At 71.2% G+C, this 19,914-nt stretch carries 13 protein-coding genes and 3 pseudogenes; 15 read left to right on the top strand and 1 reads right to left on the bottom strand.

Going from position 1 to position 19,914, the window contains the following annotated elements:
• Nucleotides 1-337: 337 nt before the first annotated feature.
• From E9549_RS04230 to E9549_RS04190, 9 genes and pseudogenes are all read left to right on the top strand, one after another.
• Nucleotides 338-2,644, top strand: a complete 2,307-nt coding sequence (locus E9549_RS04230; RefSeq protein WP_236825332.1) for a penicillin acylase family protein — start codon at nt 338-340, stop codon at nt 2,642-2,644.
• 48 nt (nt 2,645-2,692) lie between these two features.
• The gene (locus E9549_RS04225; protein ID WP_236825331.1) at nt 2,693-3,616 is read left to right on the top strand and encodes a polysaccharide deacetylase; all 924 of its coding nucleotides are present in this window, start codon (nt 2,693-2,695) and stop codon (nt 3,614-3,616) included.
• A 142-nt stretch (nt 3,617-3,758) separates the two neighbouring features.
• On the top strand, nt 3,759-5,390 hold the full coding sequence (locus E9549_RS04220; protein ID WP_236825330.1) for a GAF domain-containing protein: 1,632 nt from the start codon (nt 3,759-3,761) through the stop codon (nt 5,388-5,390).
• Nucleotides 5,391-5,394: 4 nt separating this feature from the next.
• Nucleotides 5,395-6,024, top strand: coding sequence for a response regulator transcription factor (locus tag E9549_RS04215; RefSeq protein ID WP_236825329.1), 630 nt, complete (start codon nt 5,395-5,397; stop codon nt 6,022-6,024).
• A 591-nt stretch (nt 6,025-6,615) separates the two neighbouring features.
• Nucleotides 6,616-7,858 (top strand): annotated as a pseudogene (istA, locus tag E9549_RS04210) (IS21 family transposase).
• The gene (istB, locus tag E9549_RS04205; protein WP_236825328.1) at nt 7,855-8,628 is read left to right on the top strand and encodes an IS21-like element helper ATPase IstB; all 774 of its coding nucleotides are present in this window, start codon (nt 7,855-7,857) and stop codon (nt 8,626-8,628) included. The pseudogene istA and the gene istB overlap by 4 nt, the downstream one beginning before the upstream one ends.
• A gap of 752 nt (nt 8,629-9,380) precedes the next feature.
• Nucleotides 9,381-10,880: an amidase gene (locus E9549_RS04200; protein ID WP_236825327.1), complete on the top strand. Its 1,500-nt coding sequence runs from the start codon at nt 9,381-9,383 to the stop codon at nt 10,878-10,880.
• A 29-nt stretch (nt 10,881-10,909) separates the two neighbouring features.
• A pseudogene (locus E9549_RS04195) lies at nt 10,910-11,152 on the top strand (integrase core domain-containing protein); the annotation flags it as partial.
• Nucleotides 11,153-11,171: 19 nt separating this feature from the next.
• Nucleotides 11,172-11,861, top strand: coding sequence for an MFS transporter (locus E9549_RS04190; protein ID WP_236825326.1), 690 nt, complete (start codon nt 11,172-11,174; stop codon nt 11,859-11,861).
• Nucleotides 11,862-11,991: 130 nt separating this feature from the next.
• Here the strand turns inward: E9549_RS04190 and E9549_RS23995 are convergent, their stop codons facing one another.
• Nucleotides 11,992-12,582, bottom strand: coding sequence for a PadR family transcriptional regulator (locus tag E9549_RS23995; protein ID WP_236825325.1), 591 nt, complete (start codon nt 12,580-12,582; stop codon nt 11,992-11,994).
• Nucleotides 12,583-12,654: 72 nt separating this feature from the next.
• On the opposite strand from E9549_RS23995, the gene E9549_RS04180 reads away from it, so the two are divergent.
• From E9549_RS04180 to E9549_RS04160, 6 genes and pseudogenes are all read left to right on the top strand, one after another.
• Nucleotides 12,655-14,172, top strand: coding sequence for a class I adenylate-forming enzyme family protein (locus E9549_RS04180; protein ID WP_236825324.1), 1,518 nt, complete (start codon nt 12,655-12,657; stop codon nt 14,170-14,172).
• Nucleotides 14,165-15,188: pseudogene (locus E9549_RS23990) on the top strand (xanthine dehydrogenase family protein molybdopterin-binding subunit); the annotation flags it as partial. The gene E9549_RS04180 and the pseudogene E9549_RS23990, both read left to right, overlap by 8 nt.
• A complete protein-coding gene (locus tag E9549_RS23985; RefSeq protein WP_308191117.1) occupies nt 15,189-16,484 on the top strand; it encodes a molybdopterin cofactor-binding domain-containing protein in 1,296 nt (431 codons plus the stop codon). It abuts the pseudogene before it with no gap.
• Between the two features lie 31 nt (nt 16,485-16,515).
• Nucleotides 16,516-17,298, top strand: a complete 783-nt coding sequence (locus E9549_RS04170) for an enoyl-CoA hydratase/isomerase family protein (protein WP_236825323.1) — start codon at nt 16,516-16,518, stop codon at nt 17,296-17,298.
• 115 nt (nt 17,299-17,413) lie between these two features.
• The gene (locus tag E9549_RS04165) at nt 17,414-18,184 is read left to right on the top strand and encodes a xanthine dehydrogenase family protein subunit M (RefSeq protein WP_236825322.1); all 771 of its coding nucleotides are present in this window, start codon (nt 17,414-17,416) and stop codon (nt 18,182-18,184) included.
• On the top strand, nt 18,181-19,422 hold the full coding sequence (locus E9549_RS04160) for a 2Fe-2S iron-sulfur cluster-binding protein (RefSeq protein ID WP_236825321.1): 1,242 nt from the start codon (nt 18,181-18,183) through the stop codon (nt 19,420-19,422). The genes E9549_RS04165 and E9549_RS04160 overlap by 4 nt, the downstream gene beginning before the upstream one ends.
• Nucleotides 19,423-19,914: the final 492 nt, after the last annotated feature.

Here is a 19,914-nt window from a genome sequence, read left to right as displayed (position 1 = left end):
TATTGGTGCACGGGTACAGGTCGCCGGCCAAGGCGGTTGAAATGGCGATCGGAAGTCCCCAGAGGCACTCGTCGATGAATCGACCCGGCGTTCCGCAGCATCGAACGGTCACCGACCTAACCGTATGGCTAGTCGCAGGTCACCGTTCGGATCAGGCAACCCTGTCCGCGTGGCCTCTTCGGTTGCGGCTTGAGTGGGTGTGGTCGGACGACGCGACGGCAGTCGGTAGCCGGCTCGCAGCGGCCTGACCTCGGCGACGTAACCCCAACGAGGGAGTTGAGCAACCATTTCTCTTCGGGAACACAACCTCGACAAGCGCACCTTCGTCCTGCCGGGCTTGACGGAGCCGGCGCAGATCATCATCGATCGGTGGGGCGTCCCCCACATCTATGCAGCCACCACTTACGACGCGTTCAGGGTCCAGGGCTTCAACGCCGCGCGGGACCGCCTTTGGCAGATCGACTTCTGGCGGCGACGGGGCCTGGGGCGGCTGTCCGAGGTGTTCGGCGAAGACCACGTCGAGCGTGACCGGGCAGCGCGCCTGTTCCTATTTCGCGGGGACGCCCACGCCGACTGGTTGTCTTATGGCTCGGACACCAAGCGCGCCAGCACCGCGTTCGTGGAGGGCATCAATGCCTTCGTCCAGCTAACCCGCGACGACCCGGATCTGCTGCCCATCGAGTTCCGTGAACTGGGTTACGAGCCCTCCTTCTGGGCTCCCACAGACGTCACCCGCATTCGTAGCCACGGGCTGTTCTACAACCTGCGCGAGGAGGTGGCGCGAGCCTTCACGGTCCGGGACCACGGCGTCGCCGTCGAGGAGCTCCGGCGACGTCGCGAGCCGCACCGAGACCTGGTCGTGCCGGAGGGGCTCGACCTGGCGAAGATCCCTGACGACGTCCTGGCGGTGTACGAGCTGGCCACCACTCCGCCTGTCTTCACCGCACGTCAACCTGATGAAGCACAGGGCGCGGTCCTGCCCGAGGGCAGCAACAACTGGGTCCTCTCCGGAGACCGGACCGCCACCGGGCGCCCGCTGCTCGCCAACGACCCGCACCGGGCGGCCGCGGCGCTTCCCGGCCTGCGCTACCTGGCTCACCTGAGCGCTCCCGGCTTCGACGTCATCGGCGGTGGTGAACCCGGACTGCCGGGCATCAGCATCGGCCACAACGGCCAGATCGCGTTCGGTTTGACGATCTTCGCGATCGACCAGGAGGACTTGTACGTCTACGAGCTCAACCCCGACGACCCCTTGGAATATCGGTACCAGGGTCGGTGGGAACGGATGCGGGTCGAGCACGACACGATCGACGTGGCCGACGGCCAGCAGATCGAGGTTGAGCTCGTCTTCACCCGGCATGGTCCTGTCATCCACAGCGATCCCGCCGCCGGCACGGCCTTCGCCGTGCGAGCCGCCTGGCTGGAACCTGGCATGGCGCCGTACCTCGGCAGCATGGACTACATGCGGGCACGCAACTGGGACGAGTTCCTGGGCGCGATGAACCGGTGGGGAGCGCCTCCCGAGAACCAGGTCTACGCCGACATCGGCGGGAACATCGGCTGGAAGACCGGCGGCCTCACCCCGATCCGTCCCAACTGGGACGGCACGCTGCCGGTCCCCGGCGATGGCAGGTACGAGTGGGCCGGCTTCTACGACATGGACGAGCTGCCCGGTGCGTACAACCCCGACAAGGGATGGCTGGCCACCGCGAACGAGATGAACCTGCCCGAGGACTTCCCTGCGGATCGGCACATCACCTACGACTGGTACGCCCCGTACCGCCGACACCGCATCGATGACGTGCTCGAGGGCATGAGCGCGGCCACCGTCCAGGACATGGTGGACCTGCAGGGCGACTACGTCAGCATCCCCGCCCGGCGGATCCTCGCAGTGGTCAGAGAACTGGATCTCCCGGACCGCGACGAGCTCGACGGGCTCGGCCTGCTGCTGGACTGGGACGGTGACCTCCGTGCGGACTCACCGGCGGCAGCACTGTTCGAGGTGTGGTACCGGCGGCATCTGCGGCCGGCGGTGCTCGGCCGAGCAGTCGCCCAGGTGACCGGCCGCGACGACAACGCCGACGTGCTGGCCGCCATCGCCAACAAGGAGGACCTGCTCGCCGACGCCCGCATCGACATCGAGCTCCTGGAGTCACCGGGGAATCGGCTCGGGTCCGACCCAGCCGGCTTCCTGGCCGCCGCCGTGCCACGGACGCTGGCGTCGGCGGTGGCCGACCTCGAGCAGCTGCTCGGATCGGACCGCGGTGAGTGGGCCTGGGGCCGGCTGCACGTCACCCGCGCCACCCACCCGCTCAGGGCGCTGTTGACCGGTGTCCCGGAGGACCGGCTCTCCGTGGGCCCGTTGCCGCGCGGAGGCAGCGGCGACACGGTAGGCAACATAGCCTACGGACCGAACTTCGTCCAGACCGCCGGATCGACGTTCCGCATCGCGATCGACGTGGGGGAGTGGGACTCCTCGACGGCGATGAACGCGCCCGGACAGTCCGGGAACCACGACAGCCCGCACTACGCCGACCTGTTCGAGCCCTGGGCGCAGAACACCGCCTTCCCGCTCCTGTACAGCCGCGACCGGATCGAGGCAGCGGCCGAGCGGGTGGTCGAACTCCTGCCGTCGGACGACTGACGGTCACGTCCACCGGATCCCTCCAACAACAGAGAGAAGGTCACGCACGTGGGACACCTGCAGCTGCCAGAAGGAAAGAAGATCGCCGTCAACCTGGGCACGGACTTCGACGCCCAAGCCCTCTGGCTGGGAGCGTTCAACCGGCCGAGCCCGGCCTTCATGTCACGCGGCGAATTCGGTGCCGAGGTGGGAGTGCCGCGGCTGCTCGAGCTGTACAAGCGCTACGACATCAAGTCGACCTGGTTCACTCCCGGCCATTCCGTGGACACGTTCCCCCAGTGGTGCCGGAAGATCCTCGAGGACGGGCACGAGTTCGGGCACCACGGCTATTACCACGAGATCCCGCCGGGAATCACCCGCGACACCGAGCGGCGACTGGTCGACCTCGCCTTCGACAGCTTCAAGAACCAACTGGGCATCCGCCCGACCGGCTACCGATCCCCGTACTGGGACTACAGCGACAACACCCTCGACATCATCGAGGAGTCCGGGTTCACCTACGACACGAGCCTCATGGCCCGCGACCTCGTGCCCTACCACCCCCAGCGGTGGCAGGTGAACTGGGAGAAGGGCAATGTCGCCGGCAAGGCCAGTGAGGTGCTGGAGATCCCGGTGAACTGGTACCTCGACGACTTCCCGCCACTGGCCTACACCGGCGTGTCGACGGGCATGCAGGACACCGAGACCATCTTCCGGCGCTGGCGGGACATCTTCGACTACGCCTACGAGAACGTCGACAACGCCGTGTACGCCACGTGCGTGCACCCGCAGATCATCGGGCAGGCGCACCACATTATGTGGTACGAGCGCCTCATCCAGCACCTCGTGGAGAAGGACGGCGTCTGGTTCGCCACCATGGACGAGATCGCGCGGTGCTGGGTGCCCGATGACGAGGACCGCCGCAAGATGGCACTGCCCGACGCCCGCGGAGTGGAGCCGGCGCCCGCCGACTCCAGCTTCGCGCGGCAGTAGGGTGACGCTCCCCCCGAGCCGATCACTTATGCTCGGGGGGAGCCCCCCAGCTCCGGCCACAGGAGGGCCGTCCCCTGGTACACCCCGCACCCGTGCCGCTGGAACCCGGTGGTCCCTCGGTCCTCCGTCGCTGGCGTGCGGCATGATCCCGGAGGCAGCGCAGGTCTACTGGGCGGACGGCGGCGGCTCTCGGGCGGTGTTCGACTCGCTTCGGGACATCCTCGTCGAGCTACGGGAAGCGGTCCTCAGCGAGCGGGCCACCGCCCTGTACCAGCCGACAGGCACTCGGCGCAGTGACTTCTTCGTCCTTTCCGACAGTTGTTCGGCAGGACTCGAACCGGCGATCGCGAACGAGCCGCTGCGCCTGAACCAGCCGCTGGACTCGCTGGTGCCGGAAACCCTGTCCGGAGTGGCGGCCCAGTCCAGGCTGCGCCCGTTCGGCCTGCACCTGGCGTCGGCCCTGGCCATGCCGTGGCGCGATCCGTTCGGTCGAGGGGTCGTGCTCGTCGGCATCGAGGTCGAGGGCGGTGACTGCCATTCACTCGAGCGGCTCAGCGCGGTCGCCGACGTGGCCCGGCTGACGCGAACGCTGCGGGAGTCACGCCTGAGCGGCACCCTGCAGATCCAACGTCAGCTCAGCTCGGCCCTCCGGTCGGTCCTGGCTGCCGACACCAGCGGCGCGGGACCCATGGGACGACTGCGCTCCCTGGTCGACACCGCGCGGGTGCTGCTCCGCTCGGACGCCGCCTATCTGGCGCTGCCCGAGCAGGAGCCGAGCGGCACGCATTACTACTTCGCGTCGTTCTCCAAGGTCTACACCCCTGATTTCCGGCACCTTCGGATGGAGTTCGGCCAAGGCCTGGGCGGTTTGGCCCGTAGGACGGGAAGGGTAGTCAGCTCCATCGACTACGCCCATGACGAGCGGCTACTTGAGGCGCCGGTGAGCGAGACGCTCGACGAGGGAATCCTCTCCGCTGTCGCGGCCCCCCTGGCCCGGAGCGGGAGCGACGTCCACGGCGTCCTTTACGTGGGCAACCGGACTCCACGGCCGTACAGCGAGACGGACGAGCGCCTGCTCAGTGAGTTCGCCGAGTACGTGTCCCTGCTCATGGACACCTCCGAGTTCAAGGAATCCGCCCAGAGCGCCCGGCTGGGCCGACTGCGCGAGGACTTCGCGCACGCCATCCACGACTCCGTAGTGCGCTCGCTGGTCGAGATCGGGTTCACCGCTGAGCAGGCTGCGGCATCGGCCGAAGGCGGGGTGGCTGCGGCTTCGGTCGAGGCCATCCGCCAGTCAGCGGCGGACGCACTGCAGACCCTGCGGGCGGAGCTCAGCGAGTTGGTGCCGCGCGGGCCTGCCCAGATGACCGTCAGCCAGGTGCTCGACAGCATCACCTCCATCAAGGCGCGGCCCGGCGTCTCCCGGACGGTCCTCGTCCTCGGCCCCAATACGGAGACCCCGCTGCCGTCCCACGTCGCCGAGGCCATCATTCAGGTGGGCGCCGAGGCCCTGACCAATTCCCTCAAGCACTCCGGTTGCACCGCGCAGACCATCAGCATCGACAGCTCACCGACCAGCGTCACGCTGCGCGTCACGGACGATGGCCGAGGTTCTCCCATCGTGAATCTGGACCCGGCCCAGCTGTCGAGCATGGGGCATCTCGGTCTCACGTCCATGCGCAGGAGAGCGGCCAGGATCGGGGCCTCGCTGACGATCGCCTCAAGTGTGGACGACGGCACCCAGCTGTGCCTCGATGTGCCCCGGACCTGGTGACGTGATGGACGAGCTCGTGCGCTTCAGCGCGATCGACGACCACGACATCATCCTGTTCGCAGTCGAAGCCATGGCCGCCAGGGAACCGGACCTGGAGTACTGCGGCGGCGCGACCGATGCCCGCCGGGGTCTCGAACTGGTCGAGGAGACGAAGCCTGACCTCGTCCTGCTCGATCTGCGCCTCGGCGCCGGCAACAGTTTCCCCCTGTGCGAGGAGTTGTCCGAGCGCGCACCTGGAACAGGGATCCTCATGTTCACCGCGTTCGCCAACGAAGACCTCCTGCAGGGCGCCATCCACGCCGGCGCGGTCGGCTACCTGCTGAAGGACACGTCGACGAGCGCGCTCCCGCACGCGCTGCGCAGCGCGAAAGCCGAGGGGGCCTACTTCGATCCGCGGGTGGTCAACGCGTCGCTCATCGGATCCAAGCACGGCAAGGACTCCGCGCTCACCGAGCGAGAGCTGGCCATCCTGCGCCTGGTGGCGGACGGCAAGGACAACCACCAGATCGCCGAAGCGCTGCAGTTCAGCGTGCACACGATCAAGCTCAACATCGCCCAGATGTTGAAGCGCTTCGGCGTGCGACGGCGAGCGGAGCTGGTGAAGGTCCTCATGGAGAGGCAGTTGCTGACCTGAGGGCTGGTGCCGATCGCGGGTTCCGAGAGCCCCGTGTGCTCGTCGGACGACGTGGAGTTCGGCTGGCCGGTCACGTGGGTTCTGTCACATCTGTCGACACAAGGCTCGCGAATGGGTTGTCGGCACAGGCGGGGAAGGAGCTGGCGGTCGAGACAGCCATGGCGCCTGCATCGTGAGGGCCAGAGGCCTCTCAGCCCTGCGTACCAGGTCGCGGCCAGCACGGTGACGCGGCTGGCGGCGGTGATCTCGCCGCGGCTTCGGTGGCGGCGCGGTTGCGCAGGGCGACCCTAAGCGCCCGCCTCGGACATCGATCGTGCTCGGCGCGCGGCTTGGGGGGCGCTGAGGTCCCCGTCGTAGTTCCGGGCGAGCGCCCGGGCGCGACTGGTGAGCCGCGGCCCGCCCGCCTGCGGGCGGGGCCGGCCAACGGAGGCGGCGCAGACTCCGCGGCGCTTGTCGATGGCGCTCGAAGACTGACTCCCTGGCGGCAGGCCACGCAAGTGTCGACGACGCCTGAAAACTGACCCCCTCGCGACGCTCGAAATCTGACCCCCTCCCGAGACCCTGGCTCGAGCCGAGCCGGGGAGGGACGAGGTGTTGTCCGTGGAGGATTGGGGCGGAGATCCGCCGGCTGCATCGGGCCGAAGGCATCCCGATCAAGCAGATCGCGCGGGTGCTGGGCGTCTCGCGACACACGGTGCGGTCGGCGCTGCGGGCCGACGGGCCACCGAAGTACGAGCGAGCCGAACGGGCGTCGATCGTTGATGAGGTCGAGCCACGGGTCCGGGAACTGCTGCAGGCGTTCCCGACGATGCCGGCCACGGTGATCGCCGAGCGGATCGGCTGGACCCGGTCGATGACCGTGCTCAAGAAGCGGGTGGCCGAGCTGCGGCCGGTCTATCTGCCTCCGGATCCGGCGTCGCGAACGGCCTATGTGGCCGGCGAGATCGCCCAGTTCGATCTGTGGTTCCCGCCGATCACGTTGCCCGTCGGCCACGGTCAGAGCCGGACCGCGAAGCAGCTGCCGGTGCTGACGATGGTCTGCGGCTACTCCCGCTGGGCCGCCGGGGTGCTGATCCCCTCCCGCACCGGGGAGGACCTGTTCGCCGGCTGGTGGCAGCTGCTCGCCTCGCTGGGGGCGGTGCCGCGGGTGCTGGTCTGGGACGGCGAGGGCGCGGTCGGTCGCTGGCGCGGCGGCCGCTCGGAGCTCACCACCGAGTGCCAGGGCTTCCGCGGCACGCTGGCTACGAAGGTGCTGATCTGCCGGCCGGCCGACCCGGAAGCCAAGGGCCTGGTGGAGCGGCTGCACGACTACATCGAGCGATCCTTTCTCCCCGGCCGGACCTTCACCGGGCCGGCCGACTTCAACGCCCAGCTCAGCGCCTGGCTGCAGCTGGTGAACACCCGTCCCCGCAGGGCACTGGGGTGCGCACCGACCGAGCGGATCGCCGCGGATCTGGAGCGGATGCTGCCGCTGCCGCCCGTCGCTCCGGCCACCGGCTGGCGGGCCTCGACCCGGTTGGCGCGGGACCACTACGTGCGCCTGGACGGCAACGACTACTCGGTCCATCCGGCGGTGATCGGCCGGCGAGTCGAGGTGCTCGCCGACCTGCACCGGGTGCGGGTGCTCTGCGACGGCCGGATGGTGGCCGACCACGAGCGGATCTGGGCCAAGCATCAGACGGTCTCGGCCGATGAGCACGTCACCGCGGCGAAGGCGTTGCGCGCCGCCCGGATAGGGCTGCTGCGCCCGGCCCCGAACACAGAAGAGGTCGAGGTCCGGCCGCTGAGCGACTACGACACCGCGCTCGGCCTCAGCGACGGAGGCGTGGCATGAGCCGGGACCTGGGCGCGGAGGTGGCGTTCCTGACCCGCGCGCTGAAAGCACCGACCCTGCGGGAGGCGGTGCCACGGCTGGCCGAGCGGGCCCGCGAGCAATCCTGGTCGCACGAGGAGTTCCTCATCGCCTGCCTGCAGCGGGAGGTCTCCGCGCGGGAGTCCCACGGCGGCGAGGGCCGGATCCGCGCCGCCCGGTTCCCGGCCCGCAAAAGCCTGGAGGAGTTCGACTTCGACCACGCCCGCGGCCTCAAGCGGGACCTGATCGCGCACCTGGGCACGCTGGACTTCGTCACCGCCAAGGAGAACGTGCTGCTGCTCGGCCCGCCCGGCACCGGCAAGACCCACCTGGCCACCGGCCTGGCCATCCGCGCCTGCCAGGCCGGCCACCGGGTCCTGTTCGCCACCGCCACCGAGTGGGTCACCCGGCTGGCCGAGGCCCACCACGCCGGCCGACTGCAAGACGAACTACGGCGCCTGGGCCGCTATCCGCTGCTGGTGGTCGACGAAGTCGGCTACGTGCCCTTCGAGCCCGAGGCCGCCAACTTGTTCTTCCAGCTCGTCTCCAGCCGCTACGAGCGGGACTCGCTGATCGTGACCAGCAACAAACCCTTCGGCCGCTGGGGTGAGGTCTTCGGTGACGAGGTCGTCGCCGCCGCGATGATCGACCGGCTGGTTCACCACGCCGAAGTCATCTCCCTCAAGGGCGACAGCTACCGGCTCAAAGACCGAGACCTCGGCCGCTCCGCGGCCGCCACCGAAGACGCATGACCACGAGGGGGTCAATTTTCGGCCGTCGCTAGGGGGTCAACTTTGGGCCGTCGTTGACAGCAAGCGCCACGATCACGCTCACCGTCTACCAGCACGTCCACCCGGCGTAGGGCGGCAAGCGGCCGACCGGTTCGCGGCGCTGCCCGAGGGCTGATCGGGGCCGCTAAGGATCACGCGGGTATCACGATGGCTCAGAGGCCCTGGCATGGAAGCGCCCCGGGCTCCTTGCCTGCAGGGGCACCAGGGCAATGCTGTGTCCGAGGGGCGACACGCTACATACGCACACGGCTGCCGGTAGGCGGTTGAAGAGCGTCAAAGCGTCGACCACATACTCCGTTGGCGTCCTCGTGGTCACCCTCTTCGCGGTCCGCTCCCCGAGCCGACGCTCGCGTCCTCCGGAGCGGTGACGGCGTCGCGCGGCCTCGACCTGTGGCAGCGAGGTGCCCAGGAGTTGGAGGTCGCCGCGGGGCGGCTGGCACAGGTTGAGCCGCGCATCGCGCAGCTCCTCCGGCCATAGTGCCAGGGCGACGGCGCCGATCGCCGGCGGCGCGTCGAGCAGCCGCCCGTTCTGCCCGGCGGTGGAGTCGGCGTAGGGCGCCAGCAGCGCAGCGAGCCGCTGCGTTGGCCGCGCTGGCGTGCTCTGTGCCGCTGCGCGTGCGGCCACCGGTGGACCGCGCCAGCGCCCCGCTCGTCAACCGTCCACCATGTTCGGACATCCGGCGATCTTGACGCGACCAACGTGGCGTGACTGGATGTCGATGACCTGCGACCGGTGGTCGAAGACCCCGCTCGCCACCCGCAGACGGGAGACCGCGCCGATGACCACGAGACCTGATGCAGCCCCCGCGGGCACTCCGCTGTGGAAGCGCGGAGCCGGCGAGCTCGCCGGGCTGATCGCCACGGGAGCGGTGACCTCCTCGGAGGTGGTGGATGCCCACCTGGACCGAATCGACGAGGTCAACGGGCACGTCAACGCCGTCGTCCGGGTCTTGCGAGACGAGGCCAGGGCGGCGGCGCGGGAGGCTGACCGGGCCGTGGCCGAAGGCCGTCCCCTCGGCCCGCTGCACGGCGTCCCCTGCACGGTCAAGGAGAACGTCGACGTCGCCGGCACGCCGACGACGGAGGGGATCCCCGCCCTTGCCGAGGCGGTTGCCGCGCAGGACGCCCCGCTGGTGGAGCGGCTCCGGGCGGCGGGCGCGATTCCGATCGGCCGGACCAACATGCCCGACTTCGCACTGCGCATCCACACCGACTCCAGCCTGCACGGGCTGACCCGCAACCCATGGGACCCGACGGTCACTGCGGGTGGTTCCAGCGGTGGCGATGCGGCGGCGCTGGCGGCCGGGATGACGCCGCTCGGCATCGGCAACGACATCGGCGGCTCGTTGCGTAACCCGGCGCACGCCTGCGGCATCGCTTCCATCAAGCCGACCACCGGACGCGTGCCAGAGGCGCACGCCAACGAACCCTTCGACGCGGGCCTGAGCGTGCAACTGATGCAGGTCAACGGCGTCATGGCGCGCACGGTGGCCGACGTCCGGTTGGGCCTGTCGGTCATCGCCGGCCCGCACGTCCGGGACGCGACCACGGTCCCCGTGCCGCTGGAGCTGCCGCGCCCGCAGGGGCCGCTGCGGGTCGCGCTCATCGCGGCGCCGCCCGGCGGGGAGACCGACCCCGGCGTCGAGGACGTCGTGCGGCGGGCCGGGGACACCCTGCAGGCAGCCGGCTACGAGGTCGAGGAGGTCCTGCCGCCGATGTACGAGCAGGCCCTCGACGTCTGGGGCCGGTGGCTGCTCGCGGACGTGCGCGCGATGCGCCCGCTGCTCCAGCAGCTCATGGGCGCCGACGGCATGCGGTTCCTCGACTTCGTCGATCCGCTCTACGCGGAGCTGACCGTCGAGACGCTGGTCCAGACGTTCGTCGAGCGACGCACGATCGCGCGGCAGTGGGCCGAGTTCATGGCCCGGTATCCGCTGATGCTCTCGCCGATCTGGACCCAGCCGGCGTTCAAGGCCGGCTTCGACATCGACAGCGCGGAGAGCGCGGCGGCGACGATACGGCTGCTGCGCCCGGTCATGCCGGCCAATGTCCTCGGGCTACCCGCCGCCGCCGTCGCCGGGGGGACGACGGGTGGGCTCCCGGTCGGGGTGCAGGTCATCGGCGACCGCTTCCAGGAGCTGCTGTGCCTGGAGGCCGCCGAGGAGATCGAGCGCGCGGTGGGGGTGCTCACGCCGATCGACCCGGTGCGCTGACGCCGGCTCAGCGCTCCTGGAACTGCTGCATCGGCTCGATGGGCAGAGTCGGTGCAGCAGGGGACAACGCCGCCATGGAGTCGCTCTTCGCCCTGTTGCAGAAGAACGTGCTCGACCGCCGGCAGTGGCGCACTCGACAAGAGCTACGGATCGCGATCGTCACCTGGATCGAACGGACCTACCACCGACGGCGCCGCCAGGACGCCCTCGGTCGACTCACGCCCATCGAGTACGAGAGCATCACACCCACACTGGCCGCTCAGGCTGCTTGATCCAACCTGTCACCGATCCGTGCAGCAGTCCCTGGAGACCCCCGCGGCCCGGTGGGTGCTGCTGGCGACCGTGCTCGGGTCGAGCATGGCCATGCTCGACGCGACGGTCGTCAACGTGGCCCTGGAACGCATCGGCACCGACCTGGACGCCGGATTCGCCGGCCTCCAGTGGACGGTCAACGCCTACATGCTGACGCTGGCCTCGCTGATCCCGCTCGGGGGGTCGCTGAGCGACCGGTTCGGCCGCCGGCGGATCTTCGTCGTCGGCGTCTGCTGGTTCGCGGCCGCCTCGCTGCTGTGCGGACTGGCGTGGGACATCGAGACGCTGATCGCCGCACGGGCCCTGCAGGGGGTGGGCGGCGAGCTTCTGACCCCGGGAAGTCTCGCGATCATCTCGGCCTCCTTCGCCGGCGCGGACCGGTCGGCCGCGGTCGGGGCATGGTCCGGGGTCGGCGATGTGGCGGGCGCGGTCGGCCCCTTCCTCGGCGGCTGGCTGGTCGAGTGGAACTGGCGGGCGGTGTTCCTGCTCAACCTGCCGCTGGCACTGCTCGTGCTCCTGGTCGTGGTCCGGCACGTCCCCGAGACCCGGGATCCCCGGGCCGCGCCGCACCTCGGCGTGGCCGGCACAGTCCTCGTCACGGCGGGTCTGGGTGGGCTCACCTACGCGCTGACGGCCGCCGGCGGGCAGACCTCCTCGGCCGTGGTCTGACGGCGCACCCGACGGGGGAATGCGGACGGCGCCAGGCGGCCGAACACTGGTGGCCAACCACGGCCGCCCTCGGGTCATCTCTGCCATCGGCCGGGCCGTGGCGCTCGTCGGCCCGGGCAGTCGCGCGCGGCTACCGCGTCGTTGACCTACCCCCGGCGGCCGCGTCGCCGGGCGCCGGGGGCAGCCACGCGGCGGGGTCCTTCTCCAACGCGGTCCAGAACCGCAGCGCCGCGTGCTCCATCTCCAGGCCGAGCCGGAGCGTGACCATGCGCGGGGCGACGCCGCGAACGTCGCCGTACCGCCGCTGCATGTCTTCGTAGACCGCGATCCGCTCGGTGTGTGCGGCGATCTGCTCGCGCGCCAGCCGCGCCACGTTCCCGGGCTCCCCGAGCTCGTTGAAGAAGAGCTTCAGCTCAGCGACGTCGCGCATCTGGAAGTGTTCGTTGGTCGGCGCGGCCAGCCAGGCGCGCAGCTCCCGCAGCCCCTCCTCGGTGAGCGAGTAGGTCCGCCGCCGGCGGCCTTCCTGCTCGCTGGAGGCGGTCAACAGCCCCATCTGCTCGAGCCGCTGCGGCTCCGAGTACAGGGCAGCGTGGGGGAACGTCCAGAAGTAGCCGATCGACCGGTTGACCGCCCGCTTGAGGTCGTAGGACGTGGACGGCCCGCGCAACCCGATCGTCCCGAGCACCACGTAGGAGGTCGGGGAGAGCCGTTCGGACGCCACGTTGCCAGCTTAATCTTCCGGTCTGTATGGTCCAATACAGATCATCGGCGATCGGCTTTCGGAGGGTCACGCATGGACCTCGCCACCGCCCTGTCGTGGACCGCGGAGCGCCATCCGGACCGCCGGGCGGTCGGTGGCCCCCGGCCCATGTCGTACCGCCAATGGGACGCGCGCACCAACCAGCTCGCCCGTGCCCTGGCCGATCTCGGGGTCCGGCGTGGCGACCGGGTCGGGCTCTTCCTGGCCGGCGGCGAGCCCCTGGCCAGCCTGCACCTGGCTGCCCAGAAGCTCGGGGCCGTCAGCGTCCCGCTGTCGACGCGCCTCGGTCCCGAGGAACTCGGCTACTGCCTCGGTGACGCCGAGGCAGCACTGCTGGTCACCGACGAGACCACGGCTCCGACGGCGGAGAAGGCCGGGATCTCGACGCAGCACCGCGACGTGGGGAAGCTGGCCGTGGACGGGCAGCCGGACGGTGCCCTCGGCGACCCGCCCGACGAGTCCGACATCAGCGTCATGCTCTACACCTCCGGCACGACCGGCCGGCCCAAGGGCGTGCCACGGTCGCACCGCGCCGAGCACACCGCTGCGGTCGCCCACCTGGTGCAGACCCAGCTGCGGCACGGCGAGGTCGTCCTCGGAGTCATGCCGATGTTCCACACGATGGGGTTGCGTACGCTGCTGGCCAGCATCGTCTGCGGTGGCACCTGGGTGCCCCAGGTGCGGTTCGACGCGGCCGAGTCCGTGCAGCTGATCCGGGAAGAGCAGGTCAGCTCGCTGTACCTGGTGCCCACCATCTACTGGTCGCTGCTGCGCGAGGACGGCTTCGCCGCCACCGGGGTCGACCGCCTGGCCTACGCCGGCGCGGCGATGACCCCGGCCCTCGCCGAGCAGCTCGCCGAGGCGCTCAATCCGCAGGTGCTGGTCAACCACTACGGCAGCACCGAGATCTACACCTTCACCATCGGCCCCGACGGGCTGCGCAAGCCCGGCTGCGCCGGCCGCGCCGGGCTGTTCTCCCGCGTCCGGCTGGTCGAGCCCGTCGTCGGCGCCGCGCCCGAGGCGCTGGTCGGTCCGGGGGAGCAGGGCCAGGTCATCGCCAGCATGGCCAGCCCCGAGGCGTTCGGCGGCTACTGGCACCGCCCGGACGCCGACGAGAAGTCGATCCGCCAGGGCTGGTACTACACCGGCGACCTCGCCACCGCCGACGAGGACGGCGACCTGTGGGTCTCCGGCCGGGTCGACGACATGATCAACTCAGGCGGCGAGAACATCTACCCCGACGAGATCGAGGCCGCCCTCGTGCGCTGCCCGGCCGTCGCGGACGTCTGCGTCGTCGGGATGCCGGACGAGCGCTGGGGCAGCGTGGTCACCGCGTTCGTCGTCCCCGCCGACGGCCGCGCCCCCGACCACGTCGTGCGCGAGCTGCAGGACTACGCGACGACCCACCTCCCGTCGCTGAAGCGGCCCAAGCGCGTCGTGGCGATCAGCGCCATTCCCCGCTCCGCCGTCGGCAAGACCCTCCGTCGCGCACTGACCGCCGGGGAGTACGAGTCCCTGGCCGCAGCCGATCCCGGGAGCTCCCGTGCCTGACGTCGACACCGACACCGTCCCGCGCTGGACCCCCACCCGCATCGAGGACGCCCCGCTGGTCACCGGGCAGGGGAGGTTCCTCGACGACCTGGACCCGCTGCCGGGCACGTTGACCGCGGCGATCGTCCGCAGCCCCCACCCGCACGCCCGGATCCGCAGGGTGGACCTGTCCCGTGCCCGCCGGCATCCCGGCGTCGCCGCCGTCATCGGGCCGGAGGAGGTGGCCGCCGAGCTCAGGCCCTTCCCGCTGTCGGTGACCACCCGGATGCCGTACTTCCCGACCGGCACCGACAAGGTCCGCTACGTGGGCGAGCCGGTGGCGGTCGTCGTCGCCGGCGACCGGTTCATCGCCGAGGACGCCGCCGAGCTCGTCGACGTCGAGTACGAGCTGCTCGACCCCGTCGTCGGCGTCCGCGCCGCCCTGGCCCAGGACGCCCCCCTGCTGCACGACGACCAGGGCTCGAACGTCGCCACCGATCGCACCTTCACCTTCGGCGAGGTGGACCGCGCCTTCGCCGAGGCCGCCCAGGTCGTCACGGGCACCTACGACTTCCCGCGCTACTCCTCGGTGCCGATGGAGTGCTACTCCGTCGTCGCGAACTGGACCGACGACCCGGCCGGTCCCGCGGTCGAGGCCTGGGCCAACTTCCACGGCCCGTTCACGATGGTCCCGGTCATGGCGGGGGCACTGGGCATCCCGACCTCCCGGGTGCGGCTGCACGTGCCGGCCGACATCGGTGGCAGCTTCGGCATCAAGGCGGGCATCTATCCCTACGTCGTCCTGCTGGCGCTGGCCTCCAAGTACGCCCGGACACCGGTGCCTCGTCGACAACGTCGGCGCCTACATGCGCCCGCCGGAGCCCAGCACGCTCTACCGCTGCTACGGCAACATCACCGGCGCCTACCGGATCCCGGCCGTGCAGATCCGCGCCCGCGCCGTCGTCACCAGCACCATGCCCACCGGGCTCAACCGCGGCTTCGGCGGCCAGCAGCTGTACTTCGGACTGGAACGGCTGATGGACGACGTCGCCAGGGCGACCGGGCTCGACGTCGTCGAGGCACGCTGCCGCAACCTGGTGCCTGCCGACGCCTTCCCGTACGAGACACCGACCGGCGGCGTCTACGACTCCGGCAACTACGAGGAGGCCATCCGCCTCGCGGTGCGCAACGCCGACCTCGACGAGCTGCGACGCCGGCAGGCGGAGGCCCGGGAGCGCGGCGAGCTCTACGGCATCGGCCTGGCCGCGGTCGTCGACCCCTCCGGCACCAACATCGGCTACGTCGGGCTGGCCACGCCCGCCGCCGACCGCAAGCCCGGCCGCGACAAGTCCGGATCCACCGAGCACGTCCGGGTCAGCGTCGACCTCCAGGGCATCGTCACCGTGCTGCTCGGCAGCGTCCCGCAGGGCCAGGGGCACGCCACCACCGCGCGGCAGGTCGCCGCCCGGCGGCTCGGGCTGCCCGAGGAGCAGGTCCGCGTCGTCATCGAGATGGACACCGCGACCACCCCGTGGACGGTCACCTCGGGCAGCTACTCCTCCCGCTTCGCGCCGCTGGTCACCAGCGCCGTCGTCGCGGCCTGCGACCGGATCGCCGGCACGGTGAAGGCCGCCGGCAGCGTGCTGCTCGAGACCCCACCCGAGCAGCTCGAGCTCGCCGACGGCGCGGTCCGGGTGGCCGGTGACCCCGGCCGGTCCGTGCTCTTCCGGCACGCCGCCGGCGTCGTGCACTGGGATCCCGGCGCGCTGCCCGAGGGCACCCCGGCCCGGCTCTACGAGGAGGCAGCCTTCGCCCCGCGCGAGGTGCGTGCGGCCACCCGCGACGAGCGGATCAACTCCAGCCTCTGCTACGGCTTCGTCGCCGAGCTCGTCGCCGTGCGGATCGACCCCGACACCCTCGAGATCACCATCGAGCGGGTCTCCTCGGTGCACGACGCCGGCACCGTGCTCAACCAGACACTGTTCGACGGCCAGGTCCACGGCGCGCTCACCCAGGCCCTCGGCGGGGCGATGTACGAGGAGTTCACCTACTCGGCGGGCGGCCAGCCGACGGCGGCGACCTTCCTGGACTACCTCTGCCCGACCACCGCGGAGGCCGGGTTCCCCCTGGTGACCGACCACGTGGTGACGCCGTCGCCGCTGACCCCGCTCGGGGCGAAGGGCAGCGGCGAGGGCAGCTCGATGAGTTTCCCGGTGGCCGTGGCCAACGCGGTCACCGACGCGCTGTCCCCGCACGGCCTGGCCATCGACCGGCTGCCGGTGCACGGCAACGTCCTGTTCGACCTGCTCGACGGCGCCCGCCGTCCGGCCTGACACCCACTCCCTTCAACCGAGGAGCTCCCGCATGCCCACGACCGGTGGCGACGTCCTGCTCGACCACGGCCACGACGGCCAGGTCGCCTACCTGACCCTCTCCCACGGCGGCTACACCGTCGTCACGATGGAGATGCGGGCCAGGATGGCCGAGCGCTTCGCCGAGATCGACCGGGACGAGCGGGTGCGCGCCGTCGTCATCCGGTCCGATGGCAAGCACTTCACCTCCGGCGGTGACATCGCCGGGTTCATGGAGGTCGACCCGATCGACCTCTCGCACCTGGGCCAGGACATCACCGCCCCGGCGCGCAGCGGCAAGCCGGTCATCGCGGCCATCGACGGCTACTGTTTCGGTGTCGGCCTCGAGCTCGCGCTCTCCTGCGACATCCGGCTGGCCACCGACCGCAGCCAGTTCGCGCTGCCGGAGATGAACCTCGGGATGATCCCCGGCAGCGGCGGCACCCAGCGGCTGTCCCGGCTCATCGGTCTCTCCCGGGCGAAATACCACATCCTGACCGCCACCCGGATCCAGGCGCAGGACGCGCTCGACTGGGGCCTGGTCTCCGAGGAGCTCTTCGCCGACCGCGACGCTCTCAACGAGGGCGTGGAGAAGCTGGTGACCAAGCTGCTCGGCTTCTCGCCGATCGCGCTGCAGACCGGCAAGGAGGTGCTCGACCGGGGCATCGACGGCCCGCTGTACACCGGCATCGAGCTGGAGCGGAAGGCCTACGCGATGCTGCGGGCGACGCAGGATTTCGCCGAGGGCGTGAAGGCGTTCGGCGAGAAGCGCAAGCCCGAGTTCGTCGGGCGGTGAGCTGAGTGAAGCCGGCCCCGTTCGCCTACGTGCGCCCGGCCACGCTGGACGACGCCGTCGCCGAGCTGGCCGCGACCGACGGTGACGGCAAGGTGCTGGCCGGGGGCAATCCCTGGTGCCGGTCCTGGCGATGCGCCTGGGCCGGCCGGGCACCCTCGTCGACATCAACGCCGTCGTCGGCCTCGACGGGTTCGAGCGCCGCAAGGGCGCCCTGCGGATCGGTGCCACGGTCCGGCAGCGGCACGTGGAGCGCAGTTCCGCGGCAGCCGCCGTGCCGCTGCTCGGGCTGGCGCTGCCCTTCGTGGGGCACCGCGAGCTGCGCAGCCGCGGCACGGTCTGCGGCAGCCTGGCGCACGCCGACCCGGGCGCCGAGTTGCCCGCCGTCGCTCTCTGCCTGGGTGCGACCCTGGAGATCACCGGACCCAGCGGCCGGCGCACCGTGCGCGCGGCCGACTTCTTCCAGGGCGCGATGACCACCGCGGTCGGCACGGACGAGATTCTCTCGGCCGTGGAGTTCCCGGCGGCCGGGCCGGGGGAGGGGTTCGGCTTCGCCGAGCTGGCCCGCCGGCACGGCGACTTCGCGCTGGCCGGCGTCGTCACCCGGGTCCGTTCCCGGGACGGCTCCGTCGCCGACGCGGTGCTCTCCGGCTTCGGCGTCTCCGACCGCCCGGTCACCCGCGACGTCACCGAGCTGGTCCGGGCCGCGGCCGGGGAGGCCGACGTCGAGACCGCGCTGCGCCCGGGCACCGAGGAGCTGGCCCGGGTGATGGTCGACACGGCGGGGGACGCCCACGGCTCGCAGGGCTACCGGCGGCGGCTGTTCGCCGTCCTCGCGGCCCGGGAGCTGGCCCGCGCCAACCGCCGAGCAACGGAGAGCACCTCATGACCACCACCGAGCACCAGCGCGCGGTGAAGGCCGCCGCGGACGAGCTGATCGACGTCTCGTTCACGGTGAACGGAACGCCCGTGACCATCCGGGTTCCGGCCCGCATGCACCTGGCCGACGCGCTGCGCCAGCACCTCGGCCTGACCGGCACGCACCTGGGCTGCGAGCACGGCGTGTGCGGCATGTGCACGGTGCTCGTCGACGGCGACGCCGCCCGCGCCTGCCTGGTCTTCGCCGTGCAGGCCGAGGGCACCGACGTGGTCACGGTCGAGGGGCTGGGCACCCAGGACGACCAGCACCCGCTGCAGCAGGCCTTCAGCCACCACCACGCGCTGCAGTGCGGCTTCTGCACGCCGGGCTTCCTGATGAGCTCCTATGACTTGCTCACGCACGAGCCGGGCGTCGACGACGAGCGCTTGCCGGAGGAGCTGTCCGGGGTGATCTGCCGGTGCACCGGCTACCGCGGCATCCTCGCGGCGGTCGCCGACGTCGCCGAGGCGCACCCCGAGGGTGTGCCGGCACCTCGCAACTGCGCGCCGCGCACCCTCGTCGGCCGCGGCGGCGCCGCCACCGCGGCAGCTCCGGAAGCGGCGCCGGTGGGGGACGCCGAGGAGGCGGTGCCCACCGACATCACCCGGCCGACCGGCACCCCCACCATCACCGTCGAGGTCACCCGGCTGCTGACCAGCCCGCTCGACGACATCTGGGCGGTCATGACCGACGTGCACCGGCTGGCCCGCTGCCTGCCGGGTGCGGAGATGACCGAGGACCTCGGCGACGATCGCTACCGGGGCCGGGCCACGGTGGCTCTCGGCCCGGTGCGGCTGGCGTTCCGGGGGCTAGCGCGCATCACCGAGCGCGACGAGAGCTTGCACCGACTGGCACTGCTGGCCCAGGGTGCGGACACCGGCGGCAACCGCACCGCCGCCGACATCGGGCTGCGCGCGACGGCCACCCCCGACGGCGGCACCGAACTACGCGCCGACGCCGCGGTGTTCCTCTCCGGCCGGATCGCCCAGTTCGGCCGCGCGCTGGCCGGTGACGTGAGCCAGAGGATGTTCGAGCAGTTCGCGCACGCCCTCGACGAGACTGCGCGGACGGGTCAGCCGCCGGATGTCGGCGCCGGCCCGGGCGCGCTGTCGATCGGTGTCGCCGCGGTCCGGGACGCCGTCCGGCGGCGGTTGGCGGCCGTCAGGACGACGCTGCAGGAGCGGAGGGCCCGCCGGCGTGGATGCTGAGCCCTGCGAGCCGGTGCGACCAGCCCGACACAGCGGAGCCCACTGGTCAGCCGATCGGTGCGTTCCCGGACGTCGCCGAAGCACATCGTGCTCGCGTCGGTGATCAGGCGGGGGGCTCCGGGCGGCGCGGCACGCCACACCTCCTCGGGATCCGTGAGCTCGACTGCTCACCGTCCCCGCTCCTGAGCGCCCTGCCCGACTACTGGCAGCCCGATCCGGGCACCGTCACCCGGCACTCGGCGAGGTCGGTGTGAGGGCACGGAGGGCTGTCGGTCGTCGGCCGCACCCGGCACCCACCGAATGCGGCCGGCCGCCGTCTGGACATCCCAAGGCGTGAGGGGTCGGGCCGCGGCAGGGGTGGAGGTTGTCCAGGCGGCGTCCTCGTCGTAGGGGGGTCGGGTTTCAGGCAACCCGAGTCTGCCCGGCGATGCCCTCGGGCAGCCGGCCTCGTGCCAGCCGGCGCCCTGTTCGTCTTGCACCTCGACGTCGTGG

It is taken from the genome of Blastococcus sp. MG754426, assembly GCF_021699055.1.
Lineage (GTDB): Bacteria > Actinomycetota > Actinomycetes > Mycobacteriales > Geodermatophilaceae > Blastococcus.
Note: the sequence above shows the minus strand (reverse complement) of the source record. Positions and strands in the feature narration are given on the sequence as shown.

Bases quoted from the DNA above. Each gene is read 5' to 3' on its own strand.
- E9549_RS04220 (WP_236825330.1), top strand. From the start codon at position 3,759: ATGATCCCGGAGGCAGCGCAGGTCTACTGGGCGGACGGCGGCGGCTCT.
- E9549_RS04215 (WP_236825329.1), top strand. From the start codon at position 5,395: ATGGACGAGCTCGTGCGCTTCAGCGCGATCGACGACCACGACATCATC.
- istB (WP_236825328.1), top strand. From the start codon at position 7,855: ATGAGCCGGGACCTGGGCGCGGAGGTGGCGTTCCTGACCCGCGCGCTG.
- E9549_RS04200 (WP_236825327.1), top strand. From the start codon at position 9,381: ATGTCGATGACCTGCGACCGGTGGTCGAAGACCCCGCTCGCCACCCGC.
- E9549_RS04180 (WP_236825324.1), top strand. From the start codon at position 12,655: ATGGACCTCGCCACCGCCCTGTCGTGGACCGCGGAGCGCCATCCGGAC.
- E9549_RS23985 (WP_308191117.1), top strand. From the start codon at position 15,189: ATGGACGACGTCGCCAGGGCGACCGGGCTCGACGTCGTCGAGGCACGC.
- E9549_RS04170 (WP_236825323.1), top strand. From the start codon at position 16,516: ATGCCCACGACCGGTGGCGACGTCCTGCTCGACCACGGCCACGACGGC.
- E9549_RS04160 (WP_236825321.1), top strand. From the start codon at position 18,181: ATGACCACCACCGAGCACCAGCGCGCGGTGAAGGCCGCCGCGGACGAG.